The following is a 19587-nucleotide window of genomic DNA, read 5'->3' on the forward strand; positions in this document are numbered from 1 at the left end:
CAATCTGATGGCCCGTATCGCGCGACGCTCTTGTCGGAGCGCCGCGTTTTTCATATCGAAAGGTGGCACCATGCAGGCATCGCAGCGTCTCGACCGCTTTGGCGCGGAGGTCTTCGCCTCGCTCAACAACAAACTGCTTGCGCTGAAGGCTCAGGGTAAGACCATTTACAACATGAGCGTGGGCACGCCCGACTTTAAGCCGTACGACCATGTGATCGAGGCGCTCACGCAAGCGGCGCAAGATCCCGAGATGTGGAAGTATGCCCTGCGCGACCTGCCCGAACTCAAGCAGGCCGTGTGCGATTACTATGAGCGTCGCTTTGGCGTTTTGGGCATTACGCCGTCTATGGTGCAGTCGTGCAACGGCACGCAGGAGGGCGTGGGCCATTTGGGCCTGGCCCTGCTCGATCCGGGTGACTCCATCCTGGTTCCCGATCCGTGCTACCCGGTCTTTGAGGCGGGCGCCAAGATCGCCGATGCCAAGCTCGAGTACTATCCGCTGGTTGCCGAGCATAATTACCTGCCCTATGTGGCGGGTATCGATCCCGAGGTGGCCGATCGCGCCAAGTATATGATCGTGTCGCTGCCCGCGAACCCGGTGGGCTCGGTGGGCACGCCCGAGGTCTATGAGGAGATTATCGCTTTCGCCCGCGAGCACGACCTGCTCATCGTCCACGACAATGCGTACTCCGATATCGTGTTCGACGGCGAGCCGGGCGGAAGCTTTTTGCAGTATCCCGGCGCGCTCGAGGTGGGCGTGGAGTTCTTCTCGCTTTCCAAGTCGTTTAACGTTACCGGTGCGCGTATCGGCTTTTTGGTCGGCCGCGAGGACGTGGTCTCTGCCTTTGCCAAGCTGCGCGGTCAGATCGACTTTGGTATGTTCTTCCCGATCCAGAAGGCTGCTATCGCCTGCCTGAACGGTCCGCGCGATGAGGTCGAGGCGCAGCGTCTGAAGTACCAGGAGCGCCGCGACGCCCTGTGCGACGGTCTTGAGGGCCTGGGCTGGGAGCGTCCCAACGCGCATGGCTCTATGTTTGTGTGGGCCAAGCTTCCCGGTGGTCGCACCGATTCCATGGCGTTTTGCGAGGAGCTCATGGAGAAGGCCGGCGTTGTGGTGACGCCTGGCGCGAGCTTTGGTCCTTCGGGCGAGGGACACGTGCGCATGGCGCTGGTCCTGCCGCCCGATCAGATTGCTTTGGCTGTCGAGGCCATTCGCGAGGCGGGCCTGTATTAGAAAGCTATTTCGCCCCGTCAATAGCTCGAAACCGATTTCGTGCAGTTATTTTACGAATTCTGCAAACAATTTCGGTAAACGGTCGATTTTTGGCTGCGAATAGGAGCATAATCAAAGTCCCGATTGGATGTATTGGGATTACGGCAAGCCGCTCGGGTCGTTCCCGGGCGGCTTGCTTGTGGAGAGAGAGATGGGAGTTTCTAATGGTTAACGAGAAGAAGGTCGCTATTGTCGGCTGCGGTTTCGTCGGTTCGTCTTCGGCGTTTGCGCTGATGCAGAGTGGTCTGTTCTCCGAGATGGTCCTCATCGACGTGGACAAGAACCGCGCCGAGGGTGAGGCTCTGGATATCGCGCACGGCATGACGTTTGCCGAGCCGATGAAGATCTACGCCGGCGATTATTCCGATGTCGCCGACGCCGCCATGATCGTCGTCACCGCTGGCGCTGCCCAGAAGCCCGGTGAGACCCGCTTGGACCTGGTTAACAAGAACGTCAACATCTTTAAGTCCATTATCCCCGAGATTAAGAAGTCTGGCTTCGACGGCATTCTGCTCATCGTCTCCAACCCGGTCGATGTTCTGACCTACGCCGCCATCAAGTTGTCCGGCCTGCCCGAGGGTCACGTCATCGGTTCCGGCACCGTGCTCGACACCGGCCGCCTGCAGCAGATGCTCGGCGCCCACGTCGAGGTCGACCCGCGCGATGTCCAGGCCTACGTCATGGGCGAGCACGGTGACTCCGAGTTTGTCGCTTGGTCCAGCGCTCAGGTTGCCGGCGTTCCGCTGAACACCTTCTGCGAGCTTCACGGTCATCTGGAGCATGAGGCTGCCGAGAAGCGCATCGCCGAGGACGTCAAGAACTCCGCTTACACCATCATCGAGAAGAAGCACGCCACCTACTATGGCGTCGCCATGGCCGTCAAGCGTATCTGCACCGCCGTCATGCGCGATGAGCAGACCGTTCTGCCTGTCTCCTCGCTTATGGTGGGCGAGTACGGCCTGTCCGATCTTGCCATCTCCATGCCGACCGTCGTTGGCCGCGACGGCGTTGTCTGCCGCGTCCCCGTGCCGCTGAACGATGACGAGCAGCATGAGCTCACCGCCTCCGCCAAGGCCCTCAAGGACATTATCGACAGCGTCGACTTCTCCTGCTAAATCAAGCTCTTTTGGGCAACAGGCTACAATGAAAGGCGTCCGGGCCACACGGTCCGGGCGCCTTTTTGGTGCAAAGTAACCCTACCCCAATGCGCCATAGTTGATGGGAGAGTCATGTCGGATTCACCTAACTTTTTGACCTATGTCCAGACGGCGTTTGATCCGTTTGAGGAACGGTCGTTCTGCGCGGTGGATAGCCTGGTCTTTGCGTGGCTGTCCTATTTGCGTTTGCCGGGTGATATGGCGGAGCTGACGAACTGGCAGGGCCTTGACGTACGCGAGCTGCTTCGTGCCGAGTGCTACCGGGACATGATTGGCGACCTGTGGGATCCAGAGGGGAGCAGGGCCTTGTTGGAGGCCGTGGCAGCAAGCCCTCGCTATCGCGGCGTGCACGTTTGCGGCTATCGTACCGTGAGTGATGCCGAGACGACGGAGCAGTTTGCGGCTATGACGTTCCGATTTCCGGCGGGGTTTAGCTATCTTTCCTTCCGGGGGACCGACAGTACGATTGTGGGCTGGAAAGAGGACTTTAACATGGCGTTCCGGTGTCCTGTGCCGGCCCAGGAATCCGCGGCGCGTTATGTGGACGAGGCGGCGGATGCGATTGACGGGCCGCTTTTGTGCGGAGGTCATTCCAAGGGTGGAAACCTTGCGGTGTACGGTGCGGCGATGTGCTCCGATGTTGCCCGTGAGCGAATCGAACGGGTGTATTCCCATGATGGTCCGGGCTTCGTCGAGGAGTTTCTGAACGGCAACGCCTTTGCCGATCTTTCCGGTCAAATCGACAAGACGCTACCTCGGTCGTCGATCTTTGGCATGATGTTCGAGACGCAGGAGGACTATGCCATCGTTGAGAGCACCGAGTTCAGCCTGCTGCAGCATAATCCCTTTAGCTGGGTGGTTGATGGTCGCGACTTCGCGTACTGTGAGCGCCTGTCCGCCGGTGCTCGATACGTTGACGACTCCATTCGCGAGATGCTGCTTGCAGTGTCACCTAGCGAGCGCGAGCGTTTTGTAGATGCGTTGTTCTCCGTGTTTGAGGCTACGGGTGCTGAGCGGTTTGCGGATATCGCTGGGAATCTGCGCGAGAGCCTGCCCGTGATGCTCCAGGCTGCGCAAGGCTTTGACGAGGATACGCGACGCTTTGTCTCGCAGACCATCGTGGCAATTCTTAAATGCGCACTGCTGCCCAAACGACCCCAGATCGACATGCCCGCTGCCGGCAAGAGTTTGGCAGAACAGCTCGAGGCTTGGCAGTCCGAGCTCCTGCGCTAACCATTGGTGCAAAGCAGCCTGTCCCCGATGCACCAAGCTTCGATGCGCCTGGGGCGGGCTCGACCGCTATACTGGTTCGTGCCGAAATCGATCTAGAACGGAATGCCGTATATGAAAATCAATCACGCGATTCTGCATATCTTGGACTTTGACTCTGCCGTCAATGTCATGAGCCAGCGCGAGCTCGATATCGAGAGCCGTACCGTGCGCAACTTTGTGACCACGCATCTGCGCCGCGCACGAACCTCGACCGACAATAAGCGCGCCACATTTGCCGAGAACTCTGCGTTTGGCGGCGAGCTCAAGGGCTATTTCTTTGGCGAGCGCGAGTTCGTAGACCTGTCGCAGCAGATTGCGGAGTTTATCTCCTCCGAGCTCACCAAAGCCGAGAAAGCCGAGTCCACCGATGTGCTCGTGGCCGACTTTGACGACGACGAGGATGCCCGCTGGTTTGCCGTGATGCTGCTGGGCTCCAAACAGGCCTTTATGCACGAGGTGGGCCGCGAGGAGGGCGAGGTACGCAACGACATCGCGCGCCACTATGCTATCTTGCCGAATCCTTCCCAAAAGGTGCCAAGCTATGCCATCGTGCGCGCGAGCACCATGGAGATCGGCTATGTGGACAAGAAGCGCAAGATTGCCGGCGAAGACCGTATGCTCATTCCCGACGGTCTGCTGCAGTGCGATACGGGCGTGTCGGGCAAGGAGGTCATCGACACCGTGACGCGCGTGGTCGAGGAAGTCGCCGAGGAGCACGGTGCCAATACAGCCGTAGCGCTCGCTAAGGTTAAGGCTGCCGTTGCCGAGAAGGTTGAGGACGATGAGGAGCTGCCGCCCTGGGATATCGTCGATGAGGTCTTTGAGGACGAGCCGGTCATCAAGGAGAGTGTACGTGCGGCGCTGACCGAAGAGAAGGTGCCCGAGCGTGTGCCCGTGGAGCGCAAGCAGGTCGAGCGTGCGGCCGTGCGCAACCACAAGATTCGTACCGATACGGGCATCGAGATCAGCTTTCCGGCCGAGATGGGCTCGAACTCCGAGTACATCGAGTTCGTCAACGAGCCCAACGGCCTCATTTCCATCGAACTCAAAAACATCGGCAGCATCGAGAATCGATAAACTGCGCTTGGACGCTGCAGAAAAACAAAGGCCGGAGCCCATTGGGACTTCGGCCTTTTTGCTTGGAGCTGAATTGAGTTGCAGACTGAGCATACGTCAGCGAAAACGCCCCTAGGCGAGCAAGGTGACGTGAAAGAGGAGGGAAGCGTACTTCGGTACGCGACCGACGATTGAACGTCAGATTGCCGCCTAGGGGCGTTTGCAGCGTCGACTAGTTACGCGGTTTGGTAAAACCGCGTAACCCTACAGTTGACGTAAGCCCTCTTCGAGACCGGTCTTGCTGTCGGTCTTCTCGTCGCGCATCTTGATGACGCGGGCGGGGACACCGGCCACGACGGCGCCGGCGGGGACGTCCTCGACGCACACGGCGCCGGCGGCAACGACAGCGCCCTTGCCCACGCACACGCCTTCCAGGACCACGGCGTTGGCGCCGATCATGACATCGTCCTCGATGATGACGGGCGTGGCGCTGGCGGGCTCCACGACGCCTGCCAGCACGGTACCAGCGCCGATGTGGCAGTTCTTACCCACGGTGGCGCGGCCGCCCAGCACGGCGCCCATATCGATCATGGAGCCTTCGCCAATGACGGAGCCGATGTTGATGATGGCACCCATCATGATGACGGCGCGATCGCCGATCTCGACGCGGTCACGGATGATCGCGCCCGGCTCGATGCGGGCGTTGATGCCCTTAAGGTCGAGCATGGGCACGGCGGAGTTGCGGCAATCGTTCTCCACATCGTAGTAATCGATGGAATCGGCATTGGCATCAAGGATGGTTTTGAGCTCATCCCAGTCACCAAAGACGGTCTTGCCACGACGACCGCCGTAGACGTGCGCATTGCTCCACTGGACCTTCATGCCCGGCTTCTCGCGCACGTACAGCTTGACGGGCGTTTTCTTGGGCGCGGTGGCGATGTAGTTGATAATCTCCTGTGCATCCATCTCGGCTGCATTGCTCATTTGCTGTCTCTCCTTTGGGTGGATCCGGTTGATACCTGGTTAGGCAAACATGACCTGGTCGAACGTATAGAAGCCGTGCTCGCGGGTGACGAGCTTCTGCGCGGCTGCCAGGGCGCCGTTGACGAAGATCTGACGGCTTGTGGCGCGATGCGTGAGCGTGACTTCCTCGTCCTGGCCAAAGAAGCTCACCTCGTGCACGCCGGCGACGGTGCCGCCGCGCAGCGAGTGCATGCCGATCTCCTTGGGGTCGCGCGCTCCGCACATGCCCTCGCGGCCATAGACGGGGTGGTAGCCTGCCTCGGGCTCGGTTTCGACGACGGCATCGAGCAGCAATTTGGCAGTGCCGCTGGGGGCATCGACCTTTTGGTTATGGTGCGTCTCGACGATTTCGCAGTCAAAGCCGGGCAGCTCGCGTGTGGCCTGTGCTACCAGATGACGCAGGGCTGCGATACCGATGGAGTAATTGCCGGAGTGCATGACGCGGGCGTTCTGACCCAGCTCGCGCAGGCGATCCATCTGCTCGGGTGTGTAGCCTGTAGTGCCCGAGACCAACGCCGCGCCCGTGCACTCGACATAGGCGACGACGGCATCGAAGGTCACGACGTTCGAGAAGTCGATGATGACGTCGGCGGCCGGGGCGCTCTCGAGCTCGGACAGATCAAAACCGATCTGGGCCACGATATCAAAAACGGGCTGCCCGGCGGCGTCGATAATGCCTTCGGCGGTGGTGCGGATGAGCGAGCCCATGCGGCCCGTTCCCATAATGACGGTCTTAATCAAGCAGACCAGCTCCCTTCAGAGCATCGGTAAGTGCGGCACGTGTGTCGTTGGCCATGGGGCACAGCGGCATACGGTAGTTTGCCTCGATCATGCCCATCTGAGCGAGCGCTTCCTTAACGGGGATGGGGTTGACCTCGCTAAAGAGGGCATTGATGAGCGGCTGGCCGGCAATCTGGATATCGCGGGCGCGCGCTACGTCGCCGTCCAGATAGGCGCGGCACATGTCATGCACGAGTTGCGGCTGAACATCGGCCCACACGCTGATGGTGCCCGAGGCGCCCAGGCTCATGAGCGGAACGGTGAGTGCGTCCTCGCCCGAGTACATGCGGAAGTCATCGGACAGCAGGTGGGCGATCTTGGCTGCGTAGGCGACGTTGCCCGAGGCCTCCTTGATGCCCATGATGTTGGGGTGCGCGGCCAAGCGCTCCACGTTGTGCACGCTGATGCCGCAGCCGCAGCGGCCGGGGATGTTGTACAGGATGCAGGGGATGTCCACGGCGTCGGCCACGGTCTTAAAGTGCCGGTAGATGCCCTCTTCGTTGGACTTGTTGTAGTAGGGGGTAATGAGCAGCAGGCCGTCGGCGCCCAGTCCCTGATAGGTGAGCGACTTGGTGAGCATGGTCTGCGTGGAGTTGGAGCCCGAGCCGGCGATGACGGGGACGCGGCCTGCAACCTGCTTGACCACCGCGGCGACAACGGAGTTGTCCTCGTCGTCGGTCATCGTGGCGCTCTCGCCGGTGGTGCCCAGGGTGAGGATGGCGTCGGTGCCATTTTGCAGGTGGAAATCGATAAGGCGCTCGAGCGCGTCAAAGTCGACACTGCCGTCCTTTTTAAACGGCGTGACAAGGGCGACGATTGAACCCTCGAGATTGCGGATGTCCATGTTCTTCTCCTTCGCTTCCGCGATCTGGATGCGTTTGTTCCACTGAGCGGCGACGGCCAGGCGCTCGTCCTGAGCGCGACGACGAGCACTTTCGGCGCGCGACTTTGCCAGCAGCTCGCGGCCGCACGGCAGCACGTCGAGCGTGGCAAAGTAGTCGCCCGGGCGCTCGGCGCGACGAATGAGATCTGCCGAGCCGTCGGGGCGCAGCAGGACCTCGGCGGAGCGCAGACGGCCGTTGTAGTTGTAGCCCATGGAGTAGCCATGCGCGCCGGTATCGTGGACCACGAGTACATCACCCATGTCGATCTGCGGCAGCTCACGGTCGATGGCGAACTTATCGTTGTTCTCGCACAGATTGCCCGTGATGTCGTAGGTGTCCGTAACGGGCGCTGCAGTCTTGTCGGCGCCACCTGGCTGACCCACCACCGTAATGTGGTGGTAGGCGCCATACATGGCAGGGCGAATCAGATCGACGGCGCTTGCATCGACACCGATATAGTTCTTGTAGATCTGCTTCTCATGGATGGCCTTGGTCACCAGGCAGCCGTAGGGGCCCATCATAAAGCGGCCCATCTCGGTGCAGATGGCCACATCGCCCATGCCGGCAGGAACCAGGATCTCGTCGTATGCCGCGTGCACCCCCTCGCCGATGGCGTGAATGTCGTTGGCCTGCTGCTCGGGCAGATAGGGGATGCCGATGCCGCCGGACAGATTGATGAAGGCGACGTGTGCGCCGGTCTCGCGCTCCAGGCGCACGGCAAGCTCAAAGAGGATGCGCGCAAGCTTGGGGTAGTAGTCGTTGGTGACGGTGTTGCTGGCAAGGAATGCGTGGATACCAAAGTCCTCGGCACCCTTGGCCTTGAGCGTGCGGAAGGCCTCGAAGAGCTGCTCGGTGGTCATGCCGTACTTGGAGTCGCCGGGGTTATCCATGATGCCATTGGAGAGCTGGAACAGGCCACCCGGATTAAAGCGGCAGCTGACCGTCTTGGGGATGGGCCCCGCAACGTGCTCAAAGAACTCGATGTGGCTGATGTCGTCAAAGTTGACGATGGCCCCCAGCTTGTCGGCGAGCTCAAAGTCGGCAGCCGGCGTGTCGTTGGACGAGAACATGATGTCGTGTCCCGTGATGCCCAGTGAGCGGGCGATCATGAGCTCGGTATAGCTCGAGCAATCGCAGCCGCAGCCGTATTCGTTGAGAATGGAGATGAGCGCCGGGTTGGGGTTGGCCTTGACGGCAAAGTATTCCTTAAAGCCCGGGTTCCATGCAAAGGCGTCGCGCACTTCTTGCATGTTGCGGCGGATGCCCGCCTCGTCGTATAGATGAAACGGCGTGGGGAACTGCTCGACGATATGCTCGAGCGTCTCCTTGTCCACAAACGGCTGCTTGGCCTCATATGCCTCGTTGGGAGTCAATGACATATCCCGTAAACCTCGCTATCCAGACGGCGCTACCTGCGCATCGAATCCACATAGCGTGGACCCAATGTCCGGATAGCGCTCCCGCATTGCTGCAGACAGTCCTGCGGGTGTTTCCCGCAGGCCCACCAGGCTGTTCGTGCCCGAAAAACCCAGTTCGGCGGGTTTCGCCTCCCCGCGGGGTCAAAGCCTGCCGGCTCGCCCGCGGCTCTTCGTGCCCGCGCCTCTATCAAGTGGTAACGACCCTACCACGTTGCACTTTACCAAACAAGAGTATTCGTATATAACGTTTAAAAAATGCAGGGATATGCTGGAAATAAGGGTGTAGCAATCTTGCGGCACAATAGATAGCAGCCGACGCGCACCTACGAAAGGAACCAATATGGCCGAGCTCCAAGAACTCCGTCGCTACCGCCGCGACTTGCACAGGATCCCGGAGCTCGACTTCGATCTTCCGCAGACGATCGCCTATATCGAGGGCGTGTTGGCACCGCTCACCTGCGATGTGACCCATCCGTGCCCCGGCTGCGTCTGCGCTTTCTTCGACGCTGGCGTTGGCGCCGCGCATGCCACGGCGATTCGCGCCGATATGGATGCGCTGCCCATTGCCGAGGCAACGGGGGCAGCGTTCGCTTCGACCCATCCCGGCAAGATGCATGCTTGCGGGCACGATGGACACATGGCCATGGCGCTTTCGGCGGCAACCTTTGTCGACCGTACGATCCGTGAGCAGCCGGGCGCCATTAAGCGCAATGTGCTCTTTGTGTTTCAGCCGGCCGAGGAGACGACTGGTGGTGCCAAGACGGTGTGCGAGAGCGGCGTGTTCGAGCGCTACGGGGTGGATCGCATCTTCGGCTTCCACGTGTGGCCCGATCTGCCCGCCGGCACGTTGGCGAGCTGCTCCGGTCCGTTGCTGGCGCGTTCGAGTGAGACACACATTCATATCCATGGCACGAGCATCCATATCGCTAAGACCTATGGCGTTCCGGTCGAGGAGTCGCACGATGCGGCGCTGGCGGCTGCCAAGTTCTTGGTTTCCGAGCGCGAGCTCATGGACGAGTTGGGTGTCGACGAGCCCTGCATTGGTAAGTTCGGCCTGCTGCAGGCCGGCACCGTCTGCAATGCGGTGGCGGGGGAGGCCCATGTTGCCGGCAGCCTACGTGTGTTTACGGACGACATGTTCGACCGCGCGCGCGAGGGCGTGCGCCGCGTGCTGGACGATGCCTGCGTCGCAACGGGCTGCACATATGACCTCGATTTTGCCGAGGGCTATCCGCCGGTCGATAACGATCCCGAGCTGTTCGCCCACATTGCGCCTGTCTTGTCCGAGCTGCAACTCGTGGATGAGCCTTTGCTGATTGCCGAGGACTTCGCTTTCTATCAGCGCCATCTGCCAGGCGTGTTCTTCCTCCTGGGTACGGGCGTGCCGGAGGGACAAGATAATCCGATCGATTCGGATGGCTGTCCCGCCTATGCCACGAGCGCCCTTCACACTGATACCATGCTCTTTGACGAGGAAATCCTACTCAAAGGCCTCGATGTCTACAAACGATTGCTTGGCTTGGAGTGACGATGGAACGACGCCGACAGTCTGCCGTATATAGTCCGGGTGGATGCGGATGCGGTTTGCTGCTGCTTCCGGTCATCGCTGTGAGCATTGGCGTGATGTTTGTGTTTGCTGGGCTGGCTGCGGCGGCACTCGTACTGTTTATCACCGCCATCGGCGTGACGGTCTGGCTGTGCCGTTCTCGCGAGCGGCGCCGCGCCGACGGTAAGACCAATGTCGGCTGGGTCGTCTTCCTGATCATTGCGTACCTATTGAGCATCAGCTACCTGGTGTTCTTTGTCCTAATGATGATCAGTGCCTTTACCGGGAAATCCGTCACGGTGGGTTGATGCGCTGCCAGCAGACGGTCACGCAAAGTGCGTTTGCTCGGCGTCTGGATAGCTGCATTGGCCGTTTACCGCAACCTTAGCCCTCAGCTAATGAATTCAAGTTCAATCCTTTCTACGATGTGCTGTGTGCCGGCACGGTAGCCGGATCGTAGGAAGGATGAATAATGGCAAAAGAGGGAAAGAAGCCGATCGGCAAGATTGTCCTAGGCGTCATCGTGGTGCTGGTTATCGTCGGTGCCGTGGGTTCTATGGGTGGCAATTCAACCGATTCGTCTGCGAGCGATTCGGCAAAACCTGTCGAGGCGACACAGCAGGCTGAGGAGCAAAAAGAACCGCAAGAACCGTATACCATTGCTGATGAGGCTGAAGACACCTCCAATCAGTTTGCCTATAAGATCACGGGCACGCTGACCAATAACACGGACAAGGAAAAGAGCTGCATTCAGATTGAGTATGTTCTGTATGATGCCGATGGCAACCAGGTTGGAACGGCTCTTGCAAACACCAATCATCTGAAGGCGGGCGGCTCCTGGAAGTTCGAGGCGCTGGGTACGGTGTCTCCCGACCAGGTTGCTAGCTGGGAGCGTTCGGACGTAAGCGGTTTCTAGCATGTTGCATGCACTGGGGGAGGTGAAGTCGTATGCCCGATAAAAAGCTGACTGAGGAGTTGCTCAATGAGCTTCTCGATGCGCCGAACATCGATGGCTATATCAGGGAGCACGACTTTGCCGCCCCGTCGCTTTCGGACTACCTGAAGCAGCTGCTGCAGGAAAAGGGCTTGGAGCGCTCGCGCGTGGTTCGTATGGCCGATCTCAATGAGACCTTTGGCTATCAGATCTTTACCGGTGCGCGTCACCCGAGTCGCAATAAGGTGCTGCAGATTGCCTTTGCGATGGCGCTGACGCTCAAGGAGACCAACCGTGCGCTGACGGCTGCCGGGGTAAGCGTCCTTAACTGCAAGGATCGCCGTGATGCGATTATCATCTTTTGCATCGATCGCGGGTGTAGCCTCCAAAAGGTTAACGAGGAGCTGTATCGCTTTGGTGAGGAGACGGTGAGTTAGCGGCTGATATCTGAGCCGGCGGGGCTGCCGAACAACGATGCAAGCGAACGGGGCGCGGATGCCATGGGGTGTCTGCGCCCTGCGCTATGATGGAGGCTATGGATACTCAGACCACAACATATTCCGATGACGAGCTGACCGCAGCGCTTGCCGAGCACCTGGCGTCGCTCGGTCGCGACGACAGCTATCGCGTGGAGCGTGTACTTAAGCGCTCGTCCGTTGAAACAACCGAGCTCGTGTACTTTGAAGGAACCGGCGGTGGTTCGCTCGGCCCCTTTGTCCGTAAACGCATCGATGCTTCGGCTCAAATCGGCGGGGCATACGAGCGTCTGTTTGCCTCTCAGCGGGCAGGCAGGCGTTTTGAGCACCTGCCCAGAATCGTCGATTGTCGTCGTGTGGGCGACGAGCTCAACGTGGTTATGGAATACATCGAAGGGGAGACGCTCGGGGCGCTGGTGGACCGTCTGGGAGCCACCCCCGATTATGCACGTGAATTGTATCCTGCCCTATGCGATGCCGTGGGCGAGCTCCACGCCGGTTTTGCAATGGCGGGGGAGACGTCGGCGCCGGTGATCCATCGCGACCTCAAGCCGTCGAATATCATCGTGACGGGTGCCAACTATACGTCTGATGACGGCCTGACGTTTTCGTCGCTGGTGATTATCGACTTGGGGATTGCGCGCGTATGGCGCGATGGTGCCGATGCCGACACCGTCAAGTTTGGCACGCGGCCCTATGCGCCGCCCGAGCAGTATGGGTTTGGGCAGACGAGCGTGCGCAGCGACGTCTACGCACTTGGCGCCCTGTTGTTCTTCTGCTTGACGGGAGTCGACCCTAAACCAGGGCTCGACATGCGCGAGCAATGCGAGGCGCGTGGCATTCCCACTCCACTTGCCGATGCCGTCTGCATGTCGATGGCGCTCGACCCGGCCAAGCGTTTTGCGAGTGCGGAGGCATTGGGACGGGCGACGCGCGCGGCATACGATCTGAGCCGCCCCGTGCGGCCTCCTGCGCCTGCGCCTGTCCGTACTCCGGCCTCGGAGACGGTGTTGATGCTCCAAGGGCTCCAGAACCCCGCAGGGCTTCCTAGGCCTGCCGCCTCCGCTGCATGCGGTCTGCTCTCTCGCGTTCCGGAGTCTCTGGGGCGCATTTGGAATACGCTTGTCTGCTTCTCCCTACTTGTGTTCTTTGCCGGAAGTCACTTTGCCGTCTTTCACCCCACGGGAGCAAACCAAAGCTACCCGACGTGGTTTCTCATAATCGAGTATTTTTTCTTTGTTGATGGCCTTATGGTGCTTATGCATTTTGTGCTGCTCGATAAGCGCCGTCTTCGTCGGCGATTCGCACTGCTCGACAGCTATCGCGGCAAGAAACTCGCGAAACTCTGGCTCAAGGCATTGGGTGTGCTGCTCCTATGCATGATCGTCATAGTCGCGGTTGCCAATGCGACCGGCGTCGTCGATACCTCCGCTACCTAAAAGAAAAGGGCCCCATTGGGGCCCTTTGCAGTTGCGCTTAGATGCGGTTCATCTGAGCGGCGACTTTGTTGTACCAGTCCTGCCACGTGGGCGGGCAGTACTTTTTGGCCGCTGCCGGGGTAAGGGTGGAGCCGTAGTTGGCGCCCAGATAGGCAACGTGAGCGGAGATGCCCTCGCTCCAGCTGCCAAAGCTGCGCCAACCGCCGCCACGGGCACTCCAGCCCCAGGCGTTGTAAGAATTGGCGCAATAAGCACCCTTGGTGCTCTCGATGCAGGCGATGGCGGGGGACCAACGGGGGTCGACACCGGTATTCCAAGCGGCGACGGCAAAGTTATAGCCCTGGCCTGCCATGGGGGAGCCGGCGAGATAATTGTCGATGCGGCTCGTCCACTCATTGATGAACGAATCGTAATCGGAGCTACCGGTATTGGCGTTGTTCACCGTGGTGTCGATGGTGGTGTTGGTGTTGGTGGCCTGGCTGCTGGAATTGCTGCCGCTTACGCCCTCGCCCGAGAGCTTCTCGGCGGCGGCGGCCTTATCGGCCTCAAGCTTGGCAAGCTCGGCGGCATTTTCCTGCTCGGCTTTTGCCTGCGCCTCGCTGCGGAGCTGCTGGGCCTGAGCCAACGCATCCTCGGCGTTTTTCTGCTCTGCCTCAAGCTGAGACTTGGCCTGCTGGAGCTCAGCCTTGTTCTGCTCGAGTTCGGTTTGCATGTTATTGAGCTGTTCGATCTCGTCGACGCTCGAGCTCGTGATCTGGTTGGTGTATTTGCAGGTCGTGATGAACTCACCCAGGCTCTGCGCATTGACCAGGAAGCTCACGATGGGATTGGTGCCTTTCTGATACTTGTACAGATCGCGCATGGCGGAGCTTGCCTTGGCCTGCTGCTCGGGAAGCTTAGCCTCGATTTCCTCGATGCTTGCCTCATTGGAGTCAATCTGCTTTTGCAGGTCATCGAGTTTGGTGCGGGCGTCGTTGTAGGCGCTCGTGGCGGCTTCGATCTTCTGCTGCGCTGCGGAAAGCTGGTCCTGCGTTGCCTGCGAGGCGGCATACGCCGCAACGGGGGAGAGCATCGGCGTGGCCGTCAGCGCAACGGCGAGCGCGGCGCTCGTGATGATACGAGCCGGCTTCGACGCAATGAGCGCTGCGGCGCGATGATTCGAATGCTGCATCCAGTCCCTCTGCAATCAATCGTAGGTTATGGTTCGAACGGTATTCTACTACTGCTTTCGACCTCAACTTGAACCTTAAAGGTTCCAAAGGGTCAAGTTGAACTTGAGGCTTTGGCTTTGACCTGCAGTTATGATGAATTGTTGAGAAACCATAGAGTTCAACTTTAACGTTACGGGGGCCTGTCCGAGAGGGTTTTTGTTTATCAAAAGTCGCCTCACGTGGGGAAAGATGCAATCGTGGGCAAGAAATGAGACTTGACGACGTGGATGCCCGGCATGGGCGGCGGAGGAGCAGGCAAACTGCTTCGCCTTGTTTGCCATAGATACGGTGGAGCTTTGGGCGCCGGCGGCTTGGCACGCTAGAATAAATCAGTTGCGCAAAGACCGCCCGTTGTGTGGGCAGTTCATGATAGGAAGTTTCCATGGCATTGCAGTTTACAGAGCGCGAGTTCATTCCCGTGCTGCTCGGTGGCGACATCAACGCCTATTCGGTGGCGCGCGCCTTCTACGAGGAGTACCAGGTCAAGAGCCTGGTCTTTGGCAAGTACCAGACGGGTCCCGCGTACCGCAGCCAGATTATCGACTACACGCCCAACGTGGATATCGATACCATGCCCGTGATGCTCAGGACCGTCAACGGCATTGCCCAAGCGCATGCCGATAAGACGATTGTCCTTGTGGGCTGTGGCGATAACTATGTTGCCCTCGTGGCTCAGGCCAAGGATGCCCATGAGTTGGCGGATAACATCGTCGCGCCTTACGCTCCCTATAGCATGCTTGAGCAGTGTCAGAAGAAGGAGATCTTCTACGAGCTGTGCGAGAAGCATGGCGTGCCCTATCCGCATACCTTTACCTTCACCATGGCGATGCTGAACGCCCAAGGCGAGGCGCCTGCCGAAGTGCTCGACCAGATCGATTTTCCCTACCCGATGATTCTGAAGCCTTCTGACGGCATCATGTGGTGGCAGCACGAGTTCGAGGGCCAGAAAAAGGCCTATGAGATTGCCGACCGTGCCGAGTTGGAACAGGTCATTCGCGACTCGTATGCCAGCGGCTACACCGACGACCTGATCTTGCAGGATCGCGTGCCCGGCAATGACGAGTACATGCGCGTGCTCACCAGTTATTCCGACCGCAACGGCAAGGTGCGCATGATGTGCCTGGGTCACGTGCTGCTCGAGGAGCATCAGCCTCACGGTGTCGGCAACCACGCCTGTATCATCACCGAGCCCAATGACGAGCTCATGGGCGGCGTGCGCAAGTTGCTCGAGGACCTTCACTTTGTGGGCTATTCCAACTTTGACGTTAAGTACGACGAGCGCGACGGCTCGTTTAAGTTCTTCGATTTCAACACGCGCCAAGGTCGCAGCAACTACTACGTCACTAACAGCGGCTTTAACGTTGCCAAGTATGTGGTGGACGAGTATGTGTTCAACCGCCCGTTTGAGCCGGAGTTTGTGACGGCGCAGGACGAGGCGCTGTGGATGGTCGTCCCCATGGGCGTCGTCGACAAGTACGTCAAGGATCCCGAGCTGCGCGCTAAGGTGCATCGCCTGGACAAGGAAGGCAAGGGCGCCGACCCTTCGTTTATGAAGGGCGACTTTGTCTTTAACCGCTGGCTGCGCATGTGGCACACCAAGCTGCGCCACTTTAAGCTGTTCAAGACGTATTACAAGTAGATGAGTGCGGCGCCCGTCCGGTTTACATCGGGCGGGCGCGGGTATGATACGCGCAATTGCGCAAGCGTCACCAAGGAGGCGGCGATGGAAAAGCTGGGAGTTATCGGCGGCATGGGCGCCGAGGCCACGTCGTATTACTACGACCAGGTAGTGCGTCATACGGCTGCTGCCTGCGATCAGGATCATATCGACATGGTGGTGCTCTCCAAGTCGACCATGCCCGACCGCACGCTGGCCATTAAGACTGGCGAGCACGCCAAGCTGCTGGCGACCATGAAAGAGTGTGCCCAGGCACTCGAGTCGCTGGGCTGTGCGCACATTGCCATTCCCTGCAACACGTCACACTACTTCTACGACCAGATCCAGTCGTTTACGAAGGTGCCGATTATCCACATGCCGCGTGAGTCGGTGCGCTATGCCCTTGCGGGTGCGGTGATGGGGGAGTGCGAGTTCGACCCCAACCTGAGTATGCCGGCCGAGCCGGTGCGCAAGATTGGCATCATGGGCACCGACGGAACCGTGGGCGCGGGCGTCTACGGCCGCGAATGCGAGGCTGCGGGTGTGGAGGTCGTCTATCCCGGCGAGAAACGTCAGAACGATGTGATGTCGCTTATCTACGATGATGTGAAAGCCGGACGTGAGCCCGATATGGATAAGTTCGACCGTGTGATGTGGGAGTTCGCCCGTAGCGGCTGCGACCGTGTCATTCTGGCCTGCACCGAGCTATCGGTGCTGCAGAAGTATCGAGAGATGCCCGAGATCACCCTCGATGCTATGGATGTCCTGGTGCGCGAATCCATCATCCGCAGCGGCGCCCCCTACCGCCTCTAGCTTCCGACCTGTCAAAAAAGGACAGGTTAATTTTGGTAGGTTTTATCTGGTGAAACAGTAAAGGCCTCGGCTCGTTTGGTGCGAGCCGAGGCCTTTTGCGTTGGGCGGTTGCTGCCGGTGGCGAACTAGAACAGGAAGCCGATGGCGATGAGGGCGATGCTGACGATGAGCACGGCGATGTCCAGGCCCTTGATGGGGTAGCGCTTGTACGAGCTGGCGCGTGTACGCAGATAGAAGCCGCGCTGTTCTGCCGCCAAGGCTGTGGCATCGGTCTTGCCCACGCTCGAGATGAGCAGTGGCACGCACAGTGGCAGCATGAGCTTAAGCTTCTTGATGGGGTTCTTGGTGTCGTACTCGACGCCGCGTGCGGTCTGCGCTTCCATGATGGCGTTCATCTCCTGACCAAACACCGGCACAAAGCGTAGCGCCGTGGTAAAGGTGAAGGCATAGCGATACGGCACGTGCAGCACCTCGACGCAGGCGTTGGCAAGGTCGTTGAGCTTGGTCACCATGAGCATGAGGATGAGTGGTAACGCCACGCCCAGCAGGCGCAGGCAGGCCTTCGATCCCGTGATGAGGCCCGTGTCGGTGATAAAGCCCCACACCACGTTGCCATCGCGCATAAAGGCTAGCTGGAGCACCAGCATGATAAGCGCGAGCGGAATCAGCAACTTGAGCAACGAGAACAGACGGTCGACGACGCCGGCATAGGCACCCAGCGCAAGGGTGAGTGCCAAAAAGCCCAGCAGCGCCACGTAGGTGTCGGACAAGAAGATGCCGACGATGATGGCGGCGGCGAGGCCCAGTTTGACGACGGGGTTCAAACGATGCAGTAGCGTATCGCCCGGCATGTAGTCGATGACGTTAACCACGGTGGACCATCTCCTTGGTAATTCGAACGACATCGGTGACCTCGCTCACCTGCGCAAAAGCGGGCGAGACGGAAGGTGCCAGACGGCGCGAGAGTTCAATAACCTGGGGAGGCTCCACGTAGGCACGCCGCATGAGATCGATGTTCGAGAATAGCTCGTGCGTGCGGCCGCGGTCGAGGATGCGACCGTCGGCCATTACCACAATGCGCTCGGCAAAGTCGGAAACGACTTCCATGTCGTGACAGACCATAATCACGGCGCAGCCGCGCTCGGCCATGGTGCGCACCGTTTCCATGACGGTCATGCACTCGCGGTAATCAAGGCCGCTCGTGGGCTCGTCGAGCACGACGATCTTGGGCTCAACAACTACGACGGAGGCAAGCGCCACCATTTGTCGCTGGCCGCGCGAAAGCGAGAAAGGTGCCTCATCGGCAGGCAGGCCAAAGCGGTCGATAACGAGTCGAGCGCGACGCAGAGCCTCGGCACGGTCGATGCCGGCAAGCTCCAGGCCAAAAGCGACCTCGTCGAGTACGGTATCCTTGCAGATCTGGCGGTCGGGGTTTTGGAAGAGGGTTGCGACTTCGCGGGCGATGCGGCTCGTGGGAACGGCTGCGGTGTCCAGCCCCGTAACGCGCACGCTGCCCGAGGCGGGCTTAAGCAGGCCTGTGAGCAGCTTGGTGAGCGTGGTCTTGCCGGCACCGTTCTGGCCGACGATGCCCACGAGCTCGCCGGGATAGAGGGTCAGGTTGAGGTCGTGTACGGCGGCGCCGCCATTGGGATAGGCAAACTCAACGTGATCGAAGGTGAGCACGGGCTCGGCGTCCTTGGCGTGCGGGCGCAACGACGGTGCATGCGGGGAGCCGGCGGGCGCCTGGGCTTCGCTGGCCGCGTGTGCGGGGTCGACAATGCCCGAAATCAGGCGCTCGGCCTCATCGACATCCAAGCAAGGGGTACCGCTTACCAGGCCATCGGCCTCGAGGCTATTGAAGATACGCGTGACGCGAGGGCAGTCGACGCCGATGGCACGGAGCTCGTCGGTATGCCCGAAAACCTCGTGTGGCTCGCCCTGCAGCGCGATTTCGCCATGGTTGAGCACGAGCACGCGGTTGCAGTACTCCGAGAGCAGGGCGACCTTTTGCTCAACGACGACGATGGTGATTCCAAGTGTGCGGTTTGCCTCACGCAGCGTCTCGAAGACCAACGTGGAGCTGGCGGGGTCGAGTGCCGCGGTGGGCTCGTCGAGAACCAAGACGCGCGGACGCATGGCGAGGATGGCGGCGATGGCTACCTTTTGCTTCTGTCCGCCCGAAAGGGTGGCGATCTCGCGGTCGCGCAGGTCGCTGATGCCGACGGTCTCGAGCGTTTCGCTCACGCGCTGCTCGATCTGGTCGTGGGGAACGCCAAAGTTCTCGAGGCCAAAGAGCATCTCGTCCTCGACGACCGAGGCGACCATCTGCGTGTCGATATCCTGCAGCACGCTGCCGACGATTTGCGACACGTCGGTGAGCGAGGCTTCGCAGGTGTCGTGGCCGTCCACGGTGACGGAGCCAAAAAAGGTGCCGGTGTAGTGGTGAGGCACGGCGCCCGAGAGGCAGGCGGCAAGTGTGGACTTGCCGGCGCCCGAAGGACCGATAATGCCGATGAAATCGCCCTGATGCACATTAAACGACACGTGGGCGAGCGCGGGCTCGGGTGCGCTGCCATATGAGAACGAGACGTCATCGACGCTGATGATCGTTTCCATGAATACCTTTCATAGTCGTTGGGGACGTTCTT

General features: G+C 59.9%; 17 protein-coding genes and 1 riboswitch. Of the genes, 11 read left to right on the forward strand and 6 right to left on the reverse strand.

Features of this window, described 5'->3' with window-relative positions; genetic code table 11:
• Nucleotides 1–70: 70 nt before the first annotated feature.
• The 4 genes from PMX72_RS01935 to PMX72_RS01950 all read left to right on the forward strand — a co-directional run bounded on the left by PMX72_RS01935 (nt 71) and on the right by PMX72_RS01950 (nt 4779).
• Nucleotides 71–1234, forward strand: coding sequence for a pyridoxal phosphate-dependent aminotransferase (locus tag PMX72_RS01935; protein ID WP_271729351.1), 1164 nt, complete (start codon nt 71–73; stop codon nt 1232–1234).
• A 203-nt stretch (nt 1235–1437) separates the two neighbouring features.
• Nucleotides 1438–2388, forward strand: a complete 951-nt coding sequence (locus tag PMX72_RS01940; RefSeq protein ID WP_271729350.1) for an L-lactate dehydrogenase — start codon at nt 1438–1440, stop codon at nt 2386–2388.
• 114 nt (nt 2389–2502) lie between these two features.
• Nucleotides 2503–3663: a DUF2974 domain-containing protein gene (locus PMX72_RS01945; protein WP_271729349.1), complete on the forward strand. Its 1161-nt coding sequence runs from the start codon at nt 2503–2505 to the stop codon at nt 3661–3663.
• Between the two features lie 111 nt (nt 3664–3774).
• Nucleotides 3775–4779 (forward strand): nucleoid-associated protein, encoded by a 1005-nt coding sequence (locus PMX72_RS01950; RefSeq protein ID WP_271729348.1) that lies wholly within the window; start codon nt 3775–3777, stop codon nt 4777–4779.
• A gap of 243 nt (nt 4780–5022) precedes the next feature.
• On the opposite strand, the gene dapD is transcribed toward PMX72_RS01950, so the two are convergent.
• The 3 genes from dapD to dapA are packed head-to-tail and all read right to left on the reverse strand — an operon-like array spanning nt 5023 to nt 8824.
• Nucleotides 5023–5742 (reverse strand): 2,3,4,5-tetrahydropyridine-2,6-dicarboxylate N-acetyltransferase, encoded by a 720-nt coding sequence (gene dapD, locus PMX72_RS01955; protein ID WP_271729347.1) that lies wholly within the window; start codon nt 5740–5742, stop codon nt 5023–5025.
• A 39-nt stretch (nt 5743–5781) separates the two neighbouring features.
• Nucleotides 5782–6522: a 4-hydroxy-tetrahydrodipicolinate reductase gene (gene dapB, locus PMX72_RS01960; protein WP_271729346.1), complete on the reverse strand. Its 741-nt coding sequence runs from the start codon at nt 6520–6522 to the stop codon at nt 5782–5784.
• A complete protein-coding gene (dapA, locus tag PMX72_RS01965) occupies nt 6515–8824 on the reverse strand; it encodes a 4-hydroxy-tetrahydrodipicolinate synthase (protein WP_271729345.1) in 2310 nt (769 codons plus the stop codon). The genes dapB and dapA overlap by 8 nt, the downstream gene beginning before the upstream one ends.
• 65 nt (nt 8825–8889) lie before the next feature.
• Nucleotides 8890–9058: riboswitch (Lysine riboswitch) on the reverse strand.
• Nucleotides 9059–9203: 145 nt separating this feature from the next.
• Here dapA and PMX72_RS01970 point away from each other — a divergent pair.
• From PMX72_RS01970 to PMX72_RS01990, 5 genes are all read left to right on the forward strand, one after another.
• Nucleotides 9204–10391 (forward strand): N-acetyldiaminopimelate deacetylase, encoded by a 1188-nt coding sequence (locus PMX72_RS01970; protein WP_271729344.1) that lies wholly within the window; start codon nt 9204–9206, stop codon nt 10389–10391.
• A 2-nt stretch (nt 10392–10393) separates the two neighbouring features.
• A complete protein-coding gene (locus tag PMX72_RS01975) occupies nt 10394–10717 on the forward strand; it encodes a hypothetical protein (RefSeq protein ID WP_147357138.1) in 324 nt (107 codons plus the stop codon).
• 164 nt (nt 10718–10881) lie between these two features.
• Nucleotides 10882–11325 (forward strand): FxLYD domain-containing protein, encoded by a 444-nt coding sequence (locus tag PMX72_RS01980; protein WP_271729343.1) that lies wholly within the window; start codon nt 10882–10884, stop codon nt 11323–11325.
• Nucleotides 11326–11357: 32 nt separating this feature from the next.
• Nucleotides 11358–11780, forward strand: coding sequence for an XRE family transcriptional regulator (locus PMX72_RS01985; protein ID WP_117635411.1), 423 nt, complete (start codon nt 11358–11360; stop codon nt 11778–11780).
• A gap of 98 nt (nt 11781–11878) precedes the next feature.
• Nucleotides 11879–13258 (forward strand): serine/threonine protein kinase, encoded by a 1380-nt coding sequence (locus tag PMX72_RS01990; RefSeq protein ID WP_158567817.1) that lies wholly within the window; start codon nt 11879–11881, stop codon nt 13256–13258.
• A 37-nt stretch (nt 13259–13295) separates the two neighbouring features.
• On the opposite strand, the gene PMX72_RS01995 is transcribed toward PMX72_RS01990, so the two are convergent.
• Nucleotides 13296–14429, reverse strand: a complete 1134-nt coding sequence (locus PMX72_RS01995; protein ID WP_099431497.1) for a coiled-coil domain-containing protein — start codon at nt 14427–14429, stop codon at nt 13296–13298.
• 422 nt (nt 14430–14851) lie between these two features.
• Between PMX72_RS01995 and PMX72_RS02000 the strand changes: the two genes are divergently transcribed.
• Nucleotides 14852–16108: a carboxylate--amine ligase gene (locus tag PMX72_RS02000; protein WP_099431498.1), complete on the forward strand. Its 1257-nt coding sequence runs from the start codon at nt 14852–14854 to the stop codon at nt 16106–16108.
• Nucleotides 16109–16192: 84 nt separating this feature from the next.
• Entirely contained in the window at nt 16193–16939 is a 747-nt protein-coding gene (locus PMX72_RS02005) for an aspartate/glutamate racemase family protein (protein WP_271729342.1), read from the forward strand.
• A 125-nt stretch (nt 16940–17064) separates the two neighbouring features.
• Here PMX72_RS02005 and PMX72_RS02010 read toward each other — a convergent pair whose 3' ends face one another.
• Both PMX72_RS02010 and PMX72_RS02015 read right to left on the reverse strand, forming a co-directional pair.
• Entirely contained in the window at nt 17065–17811 is a 747-nt protein-coding gene (locus PMX72_RS02010) for an energy-coupling factor transporter transmembrane component T family protein (protein ID WP_022094111.1), read from the reverse strand.
• Entirely contained in the window at nt 17804–19555 is a 1752-nt protein-coding gene (locus PMX72_RS02015; protein WP_271729341.1) for an ABC transporter ATP-binding protein, read from the reverse strand. Before PMX72_RS02015 ends, PMX72_RS02010 begins: the two co-directional genes overlap by 8 nt.
• Nucleotides 19556–19587: the final 32 nt, after the last annotated feature.

It is taken from the genome of Collinsella aerofaciens, from assembly GCF_028207065.1.
GTDB classification, from domain to species: Bacteria; Actinomycetota; Coriobacteriia; order Coriobacteriales; family Coriobacteriaceae; genus Collinsella; species Collinsella aerofaciens_AR.